This window comes from Streptosporangium sp. NPDC049046, from assembly GCF_040649155.1.
Taxonomy (GTDB): Bacteria; Actinomycetota; Actinomycetes; order Streptosporangiales; family Streptosporangiaceae; genus Streptosporangium.
In genome coordinates this window covers 133,920-152,306 of the sequence record NZ_JBEZEZ010000001.1, presented here as the reverse complement: position 1 = coordinate 152,306, position 18,387 = coordinate 133,920, and the positions used below count along the sequence as shown (strand labels likewise).

Sequence of the window (18,387 nt, the reverse complement as noted above, 5' to 3'; positions counted from 1 at the left end):
TCGAAAAGGTGAGGCCAGTGGATTCTTGTATGGCAAAATCAGGTGACGGGTCACCGCTGCTGTTCTATGGTTACGGCAGGCCAAGCCCTTCGGGTCGATTAAGAAAAGGGCGGTCGTGTTGGCTGAGCTTGAGGACTGGGTTGGGCTGGTCAGCAGTCGAGACGACAGCTTCAACGATTTGATTATGACCATGCCCTTAAGTCCGGGTGGGAACACTTTCGCGAGCCCGTTTCTGGCCGTTGCCAATGATGATCGCCGTTATTGGGTCAAATGCGTTGACGCCTGCGAAGCTCACACCAGGATGTCGGTGGCTATCGAGTATGTGGTGTCGAGTGTTGGTCGACTGATCGGCGCGCCTGTGTGTGACAGCAGCCTCATCCGCATTCCTGAGGAATTCGTCGGCTGGCCGGTAGGGCAAGGACACCTTGAAGCAGGGCTCGCACACGCCAGCCTCGCCATCCCCAATGCGATCGAACGCCGTCTCGTCTTGGCCTCCCGTTCGCGAGACGACAACCAGAGGCGACAGGTGGCCGTGTATGCGTTATGGGACTGGTGCTTCGGCTGCGACCCGCAGTGGCTGTACGACCTCGAAAACGACGAAAGCATCTACAGCCATGATCATGGCCTGTACTTTCCGGCGAACGATGGACAGTGGAAGAAGCCCTACCTGATCCAGTGTGCCGACGAACCCAACGAGCTCCCCGACGCCTCGGATGGTCTCAGCGAGGAGGCGGTCGAGCAAGTGGCGGCAGCACTTGAGAAAATCAACCGTGATGCTCTCGTCAACGTCCTGCGTGGCGTGCCAGCATCGTGGCCAGTTAGTGACGACGATCTGGAGGCACTCGGCTGGTTCCTTGAGTACAGGGCACCTGCTGTTGCCGATCGCGTTCGAGCACTGATGGGAAGGGAGGCCGAGTCAAGATGAGCCGTTACCTATATTCGATCATCAGGTGTCTTCCCGATCCACGCACGGGCGAGTTCGTCAACTACGGGGCGATAGCCGGAGATCCCGTCACGGGGGACTGGGAGATCCGTCAACTCAGCAAGACTGACCGGATACGCAAGTTCGCGCCTGTCGCGGTGCTGGAGATCGCCGGTAGCTTCATGCTGCAACTTGGTGCGGACATCGACGCGCATCGCGCGCTCATGGAAGAGGGTGGCGAACCTCTGGGCGAGGAGTGGTTGCAGAGGCTACACCACGACCATCGCAACGTTGTTCAGCTCAGCCCGCCGACGCCGATCCTGGCTGACAACGCCCGCGAGGCGCTGGAACGCGTGTTCCAACACGTGATCATTGATCCTGTCACCCAACCCCGCCTGGGAGTGACAAAGGACGTCCTCACTCGTCGGTTGCGTGATGTCTACCATCGTGCGGACATCGACGAGTCGTTGATACACCACCGTCCCCATGTGTTCGTCGGCGCTCATGTCAACTACACGATGGACTTTGCGATCGCGAACGGTCGCGCGGTGCAGTTGACGCAGGCATGGTCGTTCAGGCGATCGAGCTTGGATGGGGTGTCCATGCAGGTCAAGGCGTGGGGATACGCCATAGACAGACTCCGTCAGGGCGATGAGGCTCGGGTGATCGACTCGAACAATCAGCGAGTCAGCACAATCGACAGGAACGTGGACCTGCAGGTGGTCATCGCTCCCCCTGAGACATCGGCGCAGGAACATGTCTTTGAGGAAGCTCAGGAAATTTTCGCCAGCCTGGCCGCTCAGGTTCACTCACTCGATGACGTCGAAGCTGTGGGCGCTCGCGCCGAGATGCTTTTGAGGCGTTTGTAACCGACGCCCTTCTCGCCCCGGCCGGGTTCACCGCCGGCGTCGCGTGGCCGGGGGAGATCGGCGGTGATGTGGATGTAACAGGCGGACGTGGACAGATGTGACATCTACGTAACGCCTGTTTCTTATGTTTCCGTCGTTGGATCCGCCCGATGCGGCTTTGGTGTCCCCGCTGTTCGGCGGAGGGCGTCACGGGCCCCTGCTCAGGGAGAAGGGACCTATGGCGGCGTCAGAGAAAGTGAAGACGGTCTGCTCGTACTGCGGTGTCGGCTGCGGGATCGTCCTGGAGGTGGACGGGCGGCGCCGGGTCGTCAAGGCCTCCGGTGACAAGAGCCACCCGGCCAACGCCGGTCGGCTGTGCACCAAGGGGGCGACCACCGCGGACATGCTCGCCGCCCCCGGCCGCCTGGAAAGCGGGCTGGTCAGGCCGGATCGGGGCGCCGAGCCCGCGCCGACGAGTGTGGACGCGGCGATCGGCGAGACCGCTCGCGGGCTGCGGCGGATCCTGGACGAGCACGGGCCGGACGCCCTGTCGTTCTACGTGTCCGGTCAGATGACGCTGGAGGCGCAGTATCTGGTCAACAAGCTCGCCAAGGGCTTCGTCGGCACCAACCAGATCGAGTCGAACTCCCGGCTGTGCATGGCCAGCGCGGGCAGCGGCTACAAGCTGTCGCTGGGGTCGGACGGCCCGCCGGGCTCCTATGAGGACTTCGACCGCGCCGACCTGTTCTTCGTGATCGGCGCGAACATGGCCGACTGCCATCCGATCCTGTTCCTGCGGATGATGGAGCGGGTCAAGGCCGGTGCCAAGCTCATCGTGGTCGATCCCCGCCGTACCGCCACCGCCGACAAGGCCGACCTGTTCCTGCGGATCAGGCCGGGCACCGACCTCGCCCTGCTCAACGGGCTGCTCCATCTGCTGGTCGAGGGCGGCCACGTCGACCACGAGTTCGTCGAGCGGCACACCGAGGGATGGGAGGCGATGCCGGACTTCCTGCGGGACTATTCCCCCGAGACGGTCGCCGACCTCACCGGTATCCCCGAGGACGACCTGCGCCGGGCGGCCGAGTGGATCGGCGCGGCGGGGGAGTGGATGAGCTGCTGGACGATGGGGCTCAACCAGAGCACGCACGGCACCTGGAACACCAACGCGCTGTGCAACCTGCACCTCGCCACCGGCGCGATCTGCCGCCCCGGCAGCGGCCCGTTCTCCCTGACCGGTCAGCCCAACGCGATGGGCGGACGCGAGATGGGCTACATGGGGCCGGGCCTGCCGGGCCAGCGCTCGGTGCTGGTGGAGGAGGACCGCCGTTTCACCGAGGAGCTGTGGAATCTGCCGTCCGGCACCCTGCGCACCGAGGTCGGCCAGGGGACCGTGGAGATGTTCTCCCGTATGGCCGAGGGCGAGATCAAGGCGTGCTGGATCATCTGCACCAACCCGGTCGCCAGCGTCGCCAACCGCAGGACCGTCATCGCGGGCCTGGAGGCCGCCGAGTTCGTCGTCACCCAGGACGTCTTCGCCGCCACCGAGACCAACGCCTACGCCGACGTGGTCCTGCCCGCGGCCATGTGGGCCGAGACAGAAGGCGTGATGGTCAACTCCGAGCGGAACCTCACCCTGCTGCGGCAGGCCGTGGAACCTCCGGGACAGGCGCTGCCCGACTGGCAGATCATCGCCCGCGTCGCCTGCGAGATGGGCTTCGAGGACGCCTTCTCCTACACCTGCGCGGAGGAGGTGTTCGAGGAGATCAAGCGGGCGTGGAATCCCAAGACCGGCTACGACCTGCGGGGCGTCACCTACGAGCGGCTGCGCGAGACCCCCGTCCAGTGGCCGAGCGCGCCCGACGGCGGTGAACGCAACCCCGTCCGCTACCTCAACGACGGCACCAGCCAGGCGACGCTGACCCGGCCCGACGGCAGCCGTCCGCGTCTCGCCTTCGCCACCCCGAGCGGCAGGGCCGCCTTCCTGCCCCGACCGCACCTGCCCGCCGCCGAGCTGCCCGACGACGCCTACCCGTTCCTCCTCAACACCGGCAGGCTGCAGCACCAGTGGCACACCCTGACCAAGACGGGAAGGGTCGCCAAGCTCAACAAGCTCAACCCCGGGCCCTTCGTCGAGATCAACCCGCGCGACGCCGCCGAGCAGGGCATCGGCGAGGGCGACCTGGTGGAGATCGCCTCCCGGCGCGGCAGGGCCGTGCTGCCCGCCCGCCTGACCGACCGGGTCATGCCGGGCAACTGCTTCGCGCCGTTCCACTGGAACGACCTGTTCGGCGAGTATCTCAGCGTCAACGCGGTCACCAGCGACGCCGTCGATCCCATCTCGTTCCAGCCCGAGCTCAAGGTGTGCGCGGTCTCCCTCACCAGGATCGCCTCCGAGGCGTCCCCCGTGGCTCCCGAGCACGGGGCCTCCTCGGTTTCCGGGCACGCGGGGAGGGTGGGATCCCCCGCCGTCCCCGAGCACGCCGGGACTGCCGCGTTCCCTGGGTTCCCTGCGGTTCCGGGGTACGCGGGGGCGTCAGCGTTCTCAGCGGTCCAGGGACACCCCGGAACCGCGCCGGAGAGTTCCCGGCCTGCCCGGATCGCCGCGCTGGCCGGTCTGCTCGGGGTGGCCGACCTGACGCCGCCGGTGCTCGCCGACCACGAGCGCCGCTACATGGCCGGTTTCCTGTCGGCGCTCGACGGCGCGGCGTTCGCCATGGAGGGAGCGGGGTCCGCTCACGACGGTTCGGCGTCCGCGGGTACGCTCGTGCCGGTCCTGCCGGACCACGCCCCCGTCGATCCCGCCCACGCCCCGTGGATCAACGGGGTGCTGGCCGGGATGTTCTCCCGGACCCTCGCGCCGCCACCCGGGCGAGCGAGCGGCGATCCGGTGCCGCCGACGCGCGACATCGTCGTCCTGTGGGCCTCCCAGACCGGAAACGCCGAGGAGTTCGCCGTCGCCAGCGCCGACAGGCTGACCGGCGCGGGGCGCGCCCCCCGGCTGATCAGCATGGCCGACTGCGCTCCGGACAGCATCCCCCGTGGCGCGGACCTGCTCGTCATCTCCAGCACCTTCGGTGACGGCGAGGCCCCCGACAACGGCGTCGGGTTCTGGGAGGCCCTCATCGGGTCCGGCGCGCCCCGGCTCGACGGCGTGCGCTACGCCGTACTCGCCTTCGGCGACTCCAGCTACGACGACTTCTGCGGTCACGGCCGGCGGCTCGACCAGCGCCTTGAGGAGCTGGGCGCCCAGCGCCTGGCACCCCGGGTGGACTGCGAGCCCGACGACCACTCGCGGGCCCTCGGCTGGCTTGAGCGGTTGCTCACCGCCCTCGCCGAACCTTCAGTCCCCTCCCCGACGACACCTTCCGCCTCCTCCCCGGCGAGTTCGGCGCCCGAGCCCACGCGCGCGGGGCCGGGAACGACGCTCTCACCTTCCGATCCGGCCCTCTCGGGCCACGGATCGACACTTCCGGGACTCGATCCGTCTCCCTCGGATTCCGGTCCGATGCCGGGCTCCGGTCCGATGCCGGGCTCCGGTCCGATGTCAGGTCCCGGACGCACGTCAGGTCCGGGTCCGATGTCAGCCGCCGGCTCGACGTCGTCCGGGCCTGAGCCGACGTCCCCGGGTCTCGGGGTGACGCCAGCGGAGCCGGGGGCGGTGCCCTCGGGCACCGAGTCGTCGACGGGGTCCGGCAGGGCCGCGCCGTTCGGCGCGCCCCTGGCCGGTAACCGGCTGCTCAGCCTGCCGGGGTCGGCCAAGGAGGTGCGGCGGTTCACCTTCGACACCGGGGGCGAGCTGACCTACCAGGCCGGCGACGCGCTCGGGGTGCTGCCGGTCAACGGCGCCGACCTGGTCGCGGAATGGCTCGCCGTGACCGGCCTCGATCCCACGGACATCGTCGAGATCCCCGACGTCGGCCCCCTCCCGTTCGGTGAGGCCCTGCGGAGCCGACTGGAGATCACCAGGATCACCCCCGGCCTGCTCAGGTTCGTCGCCGACCGTACCCGCGACCGCGACCTCACCCGGTTCCTGCGTCCGGGCAACGGGGGCGAGCTGGCGAAGTGGACGTGGGGCCGCCAGGCCGTCGACGTGGTCGGTGAGCTTCCCGTCCGGGCCACCGCCCAGGAGTGGGCGGACGTACTCAAACGCCTGAAGCCGCGCCTGTACTCCATCTCCTCCAGCCCGCTCGTCGACCCCGACCGGGTGAGCCTGACGGTCTCGGTCGTCCGGTTCGAGAACCCGCGGGGTACGGAGCGCAGGGGGGTGTGCTCGTCCTTCCTCGCGGACAGCCCTGAGCACACCCCGGTGCCCGTCTTCGTCCAGCGCAACAGGCACTTCCGCCCTCCCGCGGATCCGGCCGCGTCGATGATAATGATCGGTCCGGGTACGGGCGTCGCGCCCTTTCTCGGTTTCCTTGACGAGCGCCGGGCACTGGGGCACTCCGGCCGCAACTGGCTCTTCTTCGGCGAGCAACGCCGCTCCACCGACTTCTACTACCGCGACGAACTCGACGCGTCGTACCGCGCCGGGCTGCTCACCCGGCTGGACCTCGCCTTCTCCCGCGACCAGCGCGCCAAGGTCTACGTCCAGGACCGCATGCGCGAGCACGGCGGCCGGCTCTGGTCCTGGCTTCAGGACGGCGCCCACCTGTACGTCTGCGGCGACGCCAGCCGGATGGCCAAGGACGTCGACCGGACCCTGCGCGAGATCGCCGTCACCCACGGCGGCCTCGGCGACGACGAGGCCACCCTCTACGTCAAACAGCTCGCCGCGAGCAGACGCTACGTGCGCGACGTGTACTGAGCCCTCGCCGCCCTCGCCGCCCTCGTTTTCGCGAGGGCCGATGCCCGGACCACCGGGGGAAGCGGGACATCCGAGATGCGCCGACCGGTGCGGATCGACCGGTCGGCGCGCTCGTCGGTATGAGCACGCCGATGTCGTGGACGGCGGACTCGGGTTCGAAGCGGGCGGGAACCACGTTCGTTCCCGCCCGGAACCCGGAGGAGAACGGGAAGACGTCCGCCCCCTATTCGGTCATCCCGCCCCTCCCGCGTTCATCGCCTCGCGCAGGCTGCGCGGACGCATGTCGGTCCAGACCTGCTCGATGTGGGCCAGGCACTCGTCCTTGGTGCCGGTGAAGCCCGCGTCGTGCCAGCCGTCCGGATTGTCGCGGCCCGAGGGCCAGATGGAGTACTGCTCCTCGTCGTTGAGGACGACCTTGGTGTCGGGAAGGGATTCGGTCACTGCTGCTCACTCCTGCGGGGGAGACGGGGGATCGTGGACTGGGTGGACTGGTTCGCGGCCGGGGCGGTCTCCGCCGCCGGCGTGGTGGCACGGGCCTGCTCGATCAGCGAGGTGACCCCGGCCACCGTGGGCTCCTCGAAGAGGCTGCGCATCGGCAGCCGCACGCCGAGCTCCTTGCGGATGAGGGCGATGAGCTGCACGGCGATGAGCGAGTTGCCGCCGAGCTCGAAGAAGTCGTCGTCGACGCCGATGCGCTCGCCGCCGAGCACCTCGCTCCACAGCCGGGCGATGGCGGCCTCGACCTCACCGCGCGGCGCCACGTAGTCGTCGGTCGCCGAGCCGGTACGGGGACGGTCCGACACGGCGGCCGGGTCCAGCTCCGTCTCGACCGTCTCCTGGGTGACCGACCCGACACCGGCCAGGTAGGCGGCGATCGGGGTCGCGGCGATCACCACCTGCGCGCCGAGCGGGGTGGCGAGCAGCCGGTGGAACGCCTCGGCGCCCTCGGCGGGGCGGATGCCGACCGCGTCGGGTCCTCCGGCGGCCGTCGTGACCTGGCCGCCGGAGTCGGGGGCGGCGACGGTGCCGGTGCCGGCCCGCTGGGCTCCGGCGTCGGCCGTCACCCCGGCCACCACGGCGTCGGTGTTGATGCGGCGCAGCACGTAGTCGGAGATCTCGGTGACGATCGTGCCTTCGGAGTCGATGAGCGTCACGTCGACCGCGAGCACCTCGTCGGTGCCGCTGTCGCGGAAGCGCATGTGGCTCCAGAACCTGCCGGGCAGCCGGTCCCTGACGGTGATGCGGCCGTAGCCGAGCGGCAGATAGTGGCCGACGACGTCGACCCAGGTGAAGGAGGTGGCGCTGTCGAGCAGTGCCGGGTGCAGGCCCCAGCCGTCCAGGTCCTCGGACAGCTCCTCCGGCAGATCGAACAGTCCCAGGGCCTCGTTCTGGCCGATGTACCACTTCTGCATGTGACCCCAGTGGGGGCCGAGCGTGAGCAGCCCGGACAGCGGCACCCCGCCCTGCTCGTCGGACGCGAGGGTGCAGCGGTCGATGATCGCCGCCACGTCGGCGTGCCCGGCGGATCCGGCGTCGACCTTGGCCGCGGTGCCGCGCGCGTGGGTGCGCTGCTCGCCGCCGATGACGCTGCGCACCTGGAAGTCGGCGCCGTCCGTTTCGGTGCTGAACGTCACGCGTATCTCGGCGGAGGCGCCGTCGGCCACCGAGAGCGGTTCGACGAACACCACGTCGCGCAGCTCGATGGCGCCGGTGCCGGGCAGCACCACCTCTCCGGCACAGCGGGCCAGCTCCAGGTGACCGGTGCCGGGCAGCACCGGCACCCCGGAGATGCGGTGCCCGTCGAGCGCCCAGTGGGTGTCGGGGGAGAGGCTGCCCCCGGCCCAGCCGAGCCCTTCGCCGTCGGCCTCGTGCCAGGCGGACAGCACGGGGTGGTCCACGGCCCTGATCCGGTCGCCGCGCTGCAGCGCCACGAACCCGGCGGGCGCGGCGACCTCGGCCGCCATGCCGACCTCGAGCCACTTGCCCCAGTTGGCGGAGACGACCGTGGCCGCGCCCCAGCCGTGCTCGCCCCTGGCGTGCGCGTCGAGGAAGTTGTTGGCCGCGCAGTAGTCGACCTGGCCGAATCCGCCCGCGACCGCGGTGATCGACGAGCAGAGCACGACGGCCTCCAGGTCGAGGTCGCCGAAGGCCTCGCGCAGCGCGAGCGTGCCGATCACCTTGGGTGCGAGCACCTCCTCGGCGGCGGCCCGCTCCTTGATCTCGGCCATGCCGCCGCCGGGCAGTCCCGCGGCGTGCACGATCACGTCCACCCGGCCGAACCCGGCGACCGTCTCCTCCCGCACCCTGCGCATGTCGGCGGGGGAGGTGACGTCGGCGGCGAGCACCAGGACCTCGGCCCCGGCCTCCTCCATCCTGCGGATCGCGGCGATCGCCCGGCCCGCGCGGCCGGTCTCGTGCGCGTCCCACTCCGCCCGGTCGGGCAGCCCGGTCCTGGACAGCAGGACCAGCCGTACCCGGGCCCGCGCGGCGAGGTCCTCGGCGAGCGAGACACCGATGCCACCCAGGCCGCCGGTGATCAGGTAGACCTGTCCGTCCCGGGGGCCCGCCTGCCCGCCGACCTCCGGTGAGGATGTCCCGGCCGCGGACACCTCCAGCTGCTCGTAGTGCTGCAGCCAGCGGCGGCCACCCCTGATGCTCACGGTGGGCAGCAGTCCCGCCTCGTCCGGTTCCGGCCTCCTGCCCAGCTCCGCGGCGGCGTGCCTGACCCAGTCGCGTCCCTCGACGTCGACGTGGCGCACCCGCAGCCACGGCGTCTCCAGCGGCACCACCCGGGGGAACCCGGCGAGGGTCGCGTGCTCGGGGCGGAGCAGGTCGCCGCCGGTGACGTCCTGTGCCCCCGAGGTGAGCAGGGTCAGCTCCACCCCGCCGGTGGAGTCGGCGGGCTGCGCCGAGGTCAGCGCCTGCACCAGCGCGAGCACGCTGAAGAAGCCGCGGTCCTGCGCCCGCCAGGTCCCCTCGGCACCGGCGGCCGGCTCATCGCCGACGGTCCACGCGTGGACCACCCGCCCCGGCACCTCGCCCACGGCCGCCAGCAGCGCGTCGTAGTCGGCGCGCTCGGCGGGACGGACGGTGTAGACGCCGTCGGAGCGCTCCGCGGAGAACCCGTCGCCCGGCCTCACCTCGACCACCTCGGCCCCCGTCGCGCGCAGCGCGTCCACCAGGGCGGCCGAGCCGTCGTCGGCGAAGACCAGGGCGCGGGTGACCGGCGACAGGGGCGCCGGCCCCGGCGGGACCTGCCGCCACACCGGCACGCTGAACCAGCGGTCCAGCGGCAGGTCCTCCTCGACCGGCGCGTGGTTGGCCACGCCGCCGACGAACGCCCCGTGCGGGTCGGGGTCGATCCAGGCGCGCCGGCGCTCCCACGGGTAGGTCGGCAGCGAGACCCGGTGCCCCTCCTCGCCGAACGCCTCCAGCGCGACACCGTTCACCCACAGGGTGCCGTACGCGGCCGACAGCACGCCCACGTCGCCGGCGGCGTCCTTGGGGCCGGGCAGGGAGGGCAGCGGCGCGACCGCGCCCGGCGGGGTCTGCGCCCTGGCGAGCCCCGCCAGCTGCTTGCCGGGGCCGCACTCGATCATGATCCAGTCGCCCTCGGCGAGCAGGGCCGTCACGCAGTCGCCGAACAGCACCGGCTCGCGCATGTGCCGCGCCCAGTACGACGGGTCCGTCGCCTCGGCCGCGGTGATCCAGGTGCCGGTCACGTTCGACAGGAACGGCAGGCTCGGCGCCGACCGCTCGACACCGGCGACCAGCGCGCGGAACTCACCCAGGATCGGGTCCATCATCGAGGAGTGGAAGGCGTGCGAGGTACGCAGCTCCATCCGGCCGATGCCCTCCTCCTCCAGCATGTCCGCCAGCTCGGCGATCGAGGCACCAGGACCGGCCACCACACACGTCCCGGGGCCGTTGACGGTCGCCACCGACACGCCGTCGGGCAGCAGCGGCCCGATCTCGTCCGGTGCGAGCTGCACGGCGAGCATCGCTCCGGCGGGCATGCTCTGCACCAGGCGTCCCCTCGCGGCCACCAGCCGCAACGCGTCCGGCAGGCTGAAGACCCCGGCCACGGTCGCCGCGACGTACTCGCCGATGCTGTGGCCGATCATCCCGGCGGGCTCGACGCCCAGCGAGCGCCAGAGCGCGGCCAGGGCGTACTCCACGGTGAACAGGGCGGGCTGGGTCAGCGCCGTCTGCCGCAGCCGCTCGCCGGCCTCCTCGCCGGTGGCGAAGATCAGCTCACGCAGGTCCTCGCCCAGCACGGGTCGCAGGATCTCGGCGCACTCGTCGACCGCGTCCCTGAAGACCTCCTCGGCGCGGTACAGCTCGGCGCCCATGCCCGCGTACTGCGACCCCTGCCCCGAGAACAGGAACGCGATGCTCGGGGTGCGCCGGGAGGCGGCACCGGAGATCGTCCGCTTGGGGTCGCGGAGCGCGGCGATCGCGTCGGCGACGTCGGAGGCGACCACCGCGCTCCTGCGCGACAGTTCCCTGCGCCCCACCCGCAGGGTGTGGGCGACATCGGCCAGGTCGACGCCGGGGTGGGCCTCCAGGTGCGCGGCGAGGCGCTCGGAGGCGGCGGCGAGCGCGGTGTCGGTCCTGCCCGACAGCCGCAGCAGGTGCGCCGGGCGGGGGTCACGCTCCTCGCGGACCGGTGCCGGAGCCTCCTCCAGCACGATGTGCGCGTTGGTGCCGCCGATGCCGAACGAGCTGACGCCCGCGCGCCGGGGGAAGCCGTTGCGCTCCCACTTGGTGGGCGTCCCCGTCACGTAGAACGGGCTCCTGGGGAAGTCGATCTTCGGGTTGGGGCTCTCGTAGTGCAGCGTGGGCGGGATCAGACCGTTCTCCAGGGCGAGCACCGCCTTGATGATGCTCGCGATGCCCGCCGACTGGCCCAGGTGTCCGATGTTGCTCTTGACCGAGCCGATGCCGCACCACTGGGTGTCGTCGGTGTCCTGGCCGAACACGCTGCTCAGCGCCGCGACCTCGATCGGGTCGCCCAGCGCGGTGCCCGTGCCGTGCGCCTCGACGTAGGTGACCGTGCGCGGGTCGACCCCGCCCACCCCGAGCGCCTGGGCGATCACCGCGGCCTGGCCGTCCATGCTGGGCGCGGAGAACCCGACCTTGCCCGCGCCGTCGTTGTTGATCGCGTTGCCCAGGATGACGGCCCGGACGTTGTCGCCGTCCTCGATCGCCTCCGACAGCCGCTTCAGCACGATCACACCGCCGCCGCTGCCCCAGATCGTCCCGGCCGCCTTGGCGTCGAAGGCCCTGCAGTGGCCGTCGGGGGAGACGATGCCGTCCTCGTCGTACACATATCCCTGGCCCTGCGGCAGGTCGAGCATCGCGCTGCCCGCCAGGGCCATGTCGCACTCGCCGTTGCGCAGGGCCTCGGCGGCGACGTGGATCGCGACCAGCGAGGTCGAGCACGCGGTGTGCAGGGTGTAGCTCGGGCCACGCAGGTCCAGTTTGTACGACGACAGCGTGGCGCAGTAGTCGACGTGGTTGCCGACCATGACGGCGAGCCAGCCCGCGTTCGCGTGGGCCTGCGCGTTGCTCCTGATGTTGATCCACTGGTAGAAGTCCGAGCCGGAACCGGCGTAGACGCCGATCTCGCCCGGATACCTGAACGGGTCGTAGCCCGCGTCCTCCAGGGCGGTGTGCGACAGTTCGAGGAAGAGCCGGTGCTGCGGGTCCCGGATCTCCGCCTCCCTGATCGACATGCCGAAGAACGCGGCGTCGAACCCCTGGTGGTCGTCGAGCATCATCGCGGCCGGTACGAAGTCGGGGTCGTCGAGAACGTGGTCGGGCACGCCGAGCGCGCGCTGTTCCTCACGGGTGAAGTGCGTCAGCGACTCGACGCCGTCGGCGAGGTTGCGCCAGAACTGCCTGGCGTCCCCGGCTCCGGGCACCCGGCACGAAAGGCCGATGATCGCGATCGGTTCGACGGTGGGCTCCTCGGCCATGCGGGGGTCCCTTTCTTCCTTGCCGGTCGCGGTCGGCTCCGGCGCGGGGGGTTGGACGGGCATCAACTCGGTCTCCGGCGGGGTCGCCGGTTCGGTCACCGGCTCGACGGTCTGCCGGGGCGCCGGTCGGGTCAGCGGGTCGGTTCGTGGCTCGGTTCGCGGTGCGGGACGTCGTGCGGTCGCCGGTCGGGGCGCCGCCCCGGTCGCGGGAGAGGGCGGGGGGACGGGGTCCGGTCCGGCCGCGAGGGCCGGAGGGGGGCGGACGTCGGTTCGAGGTCGGATACGGGGGATCGTGCGGTTGTCAGCTCGGCTTCCTTGAGCGGTCCTTGAGGCGGTCTCGCCGTACGGCGAGCCGCCGTGCGGCGCGGTCGAGGCCGGCGGTGGGGCCTGCGCCGTCGAGGTGCGCGGCGAGGGCGCGGATGGTCGGGTGGCGGAACAGGTCCACGATCGGGATCTCCCTGCCGAGGGCCTTGCCCAGGCGGGCCTGGACGGCGGCGATCGCGAGCGAGTGGCCGCCGATCTCGAAGAAGTTGTCGGCCGCCCCCACCCGAGGCACGCCGAGCACGGCCCGCCACACCTCGGCCACGGCCCGCTCGGTCGGGCCGGACACCTCCCCGCCCGCCTCGCCTCCCGGCCGGGACACGGGCCGGCGCAGCGCGGCGCGGTCGACCTTGCCGTTGGGGGTGAGCGGGAGCGCGGGAACCACGAACACCTCGGCGGGCACCGCGTGCTCGGGCAGTACCGCGCGCAGGTGGTCGAGCAGCCCCGGCGGGGCCGGACCCGGCCTGCGCGGCACCGCGTAGGCGTGCAGCACCGTCTCGCGCCGCTCGTCCCGGTCGGCCACCGCGACGGCGGCGCGGACCTCGGGGTGGGCCGACAGGGCCGCCTCCACCTCGCCCAGCTCCACCCGGAAGCCGCGGATCTTCACCTGGTCGTCGCGCCGTCCGGCGATCGTCACGGTCCCGTCGGGGTTGAGGCGGCCGAGGTCGCCGGTGGCGAAGGCGTCACCGGTGAAGCGGAGCCGGGTGAGTTCGGCGTCGAGATAGCCGTTCGCCAGGTTGGCGCTGCGGACGACCACCTCGCCCAGCTCACCCACCCCGGCCCGGCCACCGTGCTCGGCGGTCACGACCAGCTCGCTGCCCTCGATGCCGCGTCCGGCGGGGACGGGTTCGGCGCTCTCACGCACCCCGGTGGGGATCTCGTACCAGGCGTGGGCCTGCGGGGTCTCGGTGGTGCCGTAGAAGGCCACCAGCCGGGCGGCGGGGACGAGGCGGCGCAGCCGCGCGGCGTCGGCGTGGGTGAGCCGGTCGCCGCCGGTCGCCACCAGCCGCACCTCGGGCAGCACCGCGCCGGTCCCGCAGAGCATCCTGGCCAGCTGCGGGGTGAGGTGCGCCACGGTGACGCGGTGCTCGCGCAGCCACGCGACCAGCCGGACGGGGTCGCGGAGCAGTTCGCCCTCCGGCACGCACAGCCGGGCGCCGGTGGCGAGCGGTACGAACACGTCGCGCAGCGCGGGGTCGTGCGCCAGGCCCGACAGCAGGGCGAAGCGGTCGGCGGGGGTCACCGCGAAGGTCGCCGCGTACCAGGCGACGAAGTGGGCGAGCGGCCCCTCACCGGTCACCACCGGCTTGGGGTCGCCGGTGGTCCCCGAGGTGAGCGAGAGGTAGCCCCGCTCGGGGTGCGGCGTGGTTCCCGGCGGCGAGGTCTCCGGGAGCGCGATCTCCGGAAGACCCGACAGAGGGGGCGCGCCCGGACAGCGCAGTGCCGCCACGGCGCCGGCGGCGGCGGCCTGGCGGGCCAGCACCGGAGCCGGGTGCGCCGGGTCGAGGATCACCCAGCGGGCCCCGGCGGCCAGCACTCCCAGCAGCAGCCCGGGAAGCTCGGGGACCCGCGCGGCGAGCACCGCGACCGCCTGGCCGGGTTGCACCCCGGCCGCGCGCAGTGCCGAGGTCGTACGGTGGCGCAGCATGGTGAGCTCCGCGTGTCCCAGGGTCCGCCCCGCTCCCTCGGCCACGACGTCGCCGTGCAGGGTGTCCAGCGGCCCGGGACCGTCCCAGACCGGCAGCGCGGCGGCCGGTTCTCCCGGGGTGAGCCGGGCCTCGCGCGCCGCCTGTCCCGGGTCGGCGAGCAGGTCGCCCAGCAGGTGCGCGTAACCGGCCAGCAGGGCGTCCATCCTGGCGGCGGAGAACAGGTCGGGGTTGTAGACGAGCTGCAGGGCGTATCCGTCGCCGCGCTCGCTGACGTACATCGTCAGGTCGAACAGCGCGCCAGGCAGCCCGGCGGGCAGCGGTTCGGTCACGCACCCGGGCAGGTCCAGCTTGGCCTCGGCGAAGTTGTACATGTTGAACAGCACCTGCGTCACCGGGTTGCGTCCCAGGTCGCGCGGGACGCGCAGCGCCTCCACGACGCGCTCCAGCGGTACGTCGCCGTGGGAGACGACCTCGGCGAGCTCGTCGCGGCAGCGCCTCACGTGCTCCTCGAACGAGACCCCGGGGTCCTGACGCAGCCGTAGCGGCAGCATTCGCACGCACATGCCGATCAGCGACTCGAACGCGACGTGCCCCCGGTCGGCGTACGGGGTGCCGACGAGCAGGTCCCGCTGCCCGGACAGCCTGGAGAGCAGCTGCGCGAAGGCGGCGAGCAGCACCGGGTACGGGGTGACCCCCAGCCGGACCGCGAGCCTCCTGACACGATCTGCGGTCTCGGTGTCAATCTCCGCTGTTCGGAGCGCTCCAAAAAAAGTCTGGACGGGAGGGCGCGGGGTGTCCCTGGGCAGGTCGAGCACCATCGGGGCGTCCTTCAGGTGCTCACGCCACCAGTCGACCCCGTCGCCGTCCGACCGCTCCCTCGCCCAGCGCGCGTAGTCGGCGAAGGACGCACCCGTCGGCCCCTGGAGGTCGCCGCGGTAGGCGGCACTCAGGTCCCGGTAGAAGACGTCCTGGGACCAGCCGTCGAAGACGATGTGATGCGCGGTCACCGCGAGCACGTGGTCGTCGTCGGCCAGCCGGATCAGCCTGGCCCGCAGCAGCGGATCGCGCGCCAGGTCGAACCGGGTCCGCGCCTCCGTCTCCAGAATCGTTTCAAGAGCTTTCTGCAGTGCGGTCTCCAGAGCCGCCTCCGGTGTGCTCTCCGGAGCGGTCTTCGGCGTGGTCTCAGGAACCGCTTCCGGCTCGCGCTCCGAAGCCGGTTTCGACGTGCTCCCCGGAGTCGTCTCCGGAGCGGCCTCGGGATGGGCGAGCGCCGAGAGGTCGTCGAGCGGGAGCGGCACCTCGCCCGGCGGGACGACCGACACGTGGGGCACGCCGTCGCGGGAGGTGATCCGCCAGCGCAGCGTCTCGTGCCTCGCCACCACCGACTCCAGGGCGCTGCGCAGCGCGCCGTGGTCCAGCGGGCCGCGTAGGCGCTCGGCCATCGCGATGTTGTGGGCGGGGGTGTCGGGGGCGAGCCGCTCCACGAACCACATGCGTCGTTGCGCGGGCGACAGCGTGGGGGGCGCCGAGCCCGCCGAGCTCGCCGAAGTCCTCGCCGACGGGGTCTCTCCCGCCGGCGCGGCGTCCTGCGCGCCGGCGTTCTCGACGCCGGACGAGAGGATGTTCTCGACGTCGGAGAAGGGGGCGTTCTCGACACCGGACGAGAGGGCGCCGTAGGTGCGGGCCGTGTAGACGTCCTCGACCGAGACGTCCCTGCCGAGTTCCGCCCTGATGGCCGACACCAGGCGCATCGCCCGCAACGAGTGCCCGCCGCGCTCGAAGAAGTCGTCGTCGGGGCCGGGGGGAGGCGCGTCGAGCACCCGTGCCCAGATCCCCGCCAGCCCCGAGAGCTCCGAGAGCCCGGTCGCGCCGCCGGCCGTACCCCCGGCCGTGTTCCCGGCCGTGTCCCCGTCCCGGTCGCCGGTCGTGTTCCGGGAGGTGCCTGAGGATTGCCCGGCGAGGTCGCGCAGGGCGGCGAGGTCGACCTTGCCCGAGGAGTTCAGCGGCAGGGCGGGCACGTGCACCACGCGGGTGGGCAACATGTAGATCGGCAGCCGTCCCGCGCAGTGCACCCGCAGGGCCGCGAGCCCGGGAGCGTCCAGCGGCGCGACGTAGGCGACCAGCTCGCCTGGGGCGTCGACCACCGCCTGCGTCACCTCTGGGTGCGCCCGCACCACCGACTCGACCTCGCCGATCTCGACCCGCTGTCCCTGGATCTTCACCTGCCGGTCCAGCCGCCCCATGAAGGCGATCCGGCCGTCCGCCTGCCAGGCGACGTGGTCGCCGGTGCGGTAGAGCCGCGCGCCGGGCGCGGACTCGAAGGGGTCGGGTACGAACCTCTCGGCCGTCATGCCGGGCAGGCCCAGGTAGCCGCGGCTCACCTGAGGCCCGCCGATGTACAGCTCGCCGGGGACGCCGACGGGACACTCGCGCATGTCCTCGTCCAGGACGTGCGCCCGGCAGCCGCGCAGGGGGTGCCCGATCGGCAGCGAACGCTCCCAGGTCCCCGACAGCTCGGTGCCGACCACGCAGACGGTCGTCTCCGTGGGGCCGTACCAGTTGTGGAAACGGGTGTGCGCCGACCAGCGGGCCACCTGCTCGGGACCCGGCGGCTCCCCGGCCGTGATCAGGTCACGCAGGTGCGGCAGCCGTGCCGGGTCGACCAGCGGCAGCAGCGCGGGCGGGATGAACCCCCAGGTGACGTCGTGCGCCTCCAGGAACCGCTGCAGCCGCGCCGGGTCGGTCCTGTCCTCGTCCGGCACCAGCTGCACGCAGCCGCCCACGGTGAGCGGCGCGAGCATGTCGAGCACCGAGACGTCGAAGCCGAGTGCGGAGAACGCGATCGACCGGCATGTGCCGTCCAGGCCGAAGTGGGCCGTCGCGGCGGAGGCGAACGCGACCGCGGAGGCGTGGCTCACCACCACGCCCTTGGGCCGCCCGGTCGATCCGGACGTGTACAGAACATAGGCGGCGTTCCCCGGCAGCGCAGGACCGCCGCCGACGTTCTCGCCGCTTCCCGTCCCCGTTACGGCAGAGGGCCCGGAGGCGGTTCCGGAAGTAATTTCGGACACGGCCGCGACGCCCGTCTCCGGCTCGACCAGGGGGCGCCCGCATCCGTCCAGCATCGTGCGGCCGTGGCCGTCGGCCACGACGACCGCGATGCCCGCGTCGTCGAGGACCTCGTCGAGTCGCCGGCGTGGATGCGCGGGGTCGAGTGGGACGTACGCGCCGCCCGCCATCATGATGCCGAGGGCGGCGACGGTCATCAGCGGTGTGCGCCTGGCGCAGAGCCCGACCCGATCCTCAGGGCCCACCCCGAGGGCACGTAATCGCAGCGCGAGCGTGGTGGCGGCGTCGACCAGTTCGCGGTAGGTGAGGCCGGCGTCCCACTGGCGGATCGCCGGCGCGGAGGGCGTACGCGCCGCCTGGGCGACGATCAGGTCGCACAGCAGCGCGTCCGGGGCGATGTGGGGTGGCCCGGTCGTCCAGGCGACGGGCGCGGGAGCCGGTGAGGTGAATGACGGACCGGGCAAAGAGGCGGACGACGAGTCCCCCCGCATCGCTTCGAGCATCCACCCCCCATAGCCCCAAACAGGGTTTTTGCCCTGCCAAGTATTCACAAGCTATAAGCCAGGTCATTCCTATTATTTGCGTCATCGGACAGTCAAGGATTGAAAGTTAAACGTGTGGCGTAATGCCGGTTTCGGCCGTAGGGGAAGATCTTCGAGCGTCGTGACGCTCCGGGATCGCCGCAGTTGGTGGCGATCCGGTGAACGGAAGGTGACCTACCGCTTCCGTGCGTCGTGAAGCGTCTCACTCCGTGGACACCGGCCGTGGCCGGAGGCTACCAAGAGCAAGT

6 protein-coding genes are annotated in these 18,387 nt (G+C 71.5%); 3 read left to right on the top strand and 3 right to left on the bottom strand.

Annotated features, from left to right (window positions below; all coding sequences use genetic code 11):
• The first annotated feature begins 115 nt into the window (after nt 1-115).
• The 3 genes from AB0B96_RS00605 (at nt 116) to AB0B96_RS00595 (ending at nt 6,577) form a co-directional block, all read left to right on the top strand.
• Nucleotides 116-925 carry a HipA family kinase gene (locus AB0B96_RS00605; protein WP_362895277.1) on the top strand — a complete coding sequence of 270 codons (810 nt, stop codon included), beginning with the start codon at nt 116-118 and terminating at the stop codon, nt 923-925.
• Nucleotides 922-1,791: a DUF3037 domain-containing protein gene (locus AB0B96_RS00600; RefSeq protein ID WP_362895275.1), complete on the top strand. Its 870-nt coding sequence runs from the start codon at nt 922-924 to the stop codon at nt 1,789-1,791. Before AB0B96_RS00605 ends, AB0B96_RS00600 begins: the two co-directional genes overlap by 4 nt.
• A 217-nt stretch (nt 1,792-2,008) precedes the next feature.
• A complete protein-coding gene (locus tag AB0B96_RS00595) occupies nt 2,009-6,577 on the top strand; it encodes a molybdopterin-dependent oxidoreductase (RefSeq protein WP_362895273.1) in 4,569 nt (1,522 codons plus the stop codon).
• 231 nt (nt 6,578-6,808) lie between these two features.
• Here AB0B96_RS00595 and AB0B96_RS00590 read toward each other — a convergent pair whose 3' ends face one another.
• From AB0B96_RS00590 to AB0B96_RS00580, 3 genes are all read right to left on the bottom strand, one after another.
• The gene (locus AB0B96_RS00590; RefSeq protein WP_350948187.1) at nt 6,809-7,018 is read right to left on the bottom strand and encodes an MbtH family NRPS accessory protein; all 210 of its coding nucleotides are present in this window, start codon (nt 7,016-7,018) and stop codon (nt 6,809-6,811) included.
• Nucleotides 7,015-12,657: an SDR family NAD(P)-dependent oxidoreductase gene (locus tag AB0B96_RS00585; protein ID WP_362895271.1), complete on the bottom strand. Its 5,643-nt coding sequence runs from the start codon at nt 12,655-12,657 to the stop codon at nt 7,015-7,017. The genes AB0B96_RS00590 and AB0B96_RS00585 overlap by 4 nt, the downstream gene beginning before the upstream one ends.
• A 202-nt stretch (nt 12,658-12,859) precedes the next feature.
• Nucleotides 12,860-18,100 (bottom strand): amino acid adenylation domain-containing protein, encoded by a 5,241-nt coding sequence (locus AB0B96_RS00580; protein ID WP_362895269.1) that lies wholly within the window; start codon nt 18,098-18,100, stop codon nt 12,860-12,862.
• Nucleotides 18,101-18,387 lie beyond the last annotated feature (287 nt).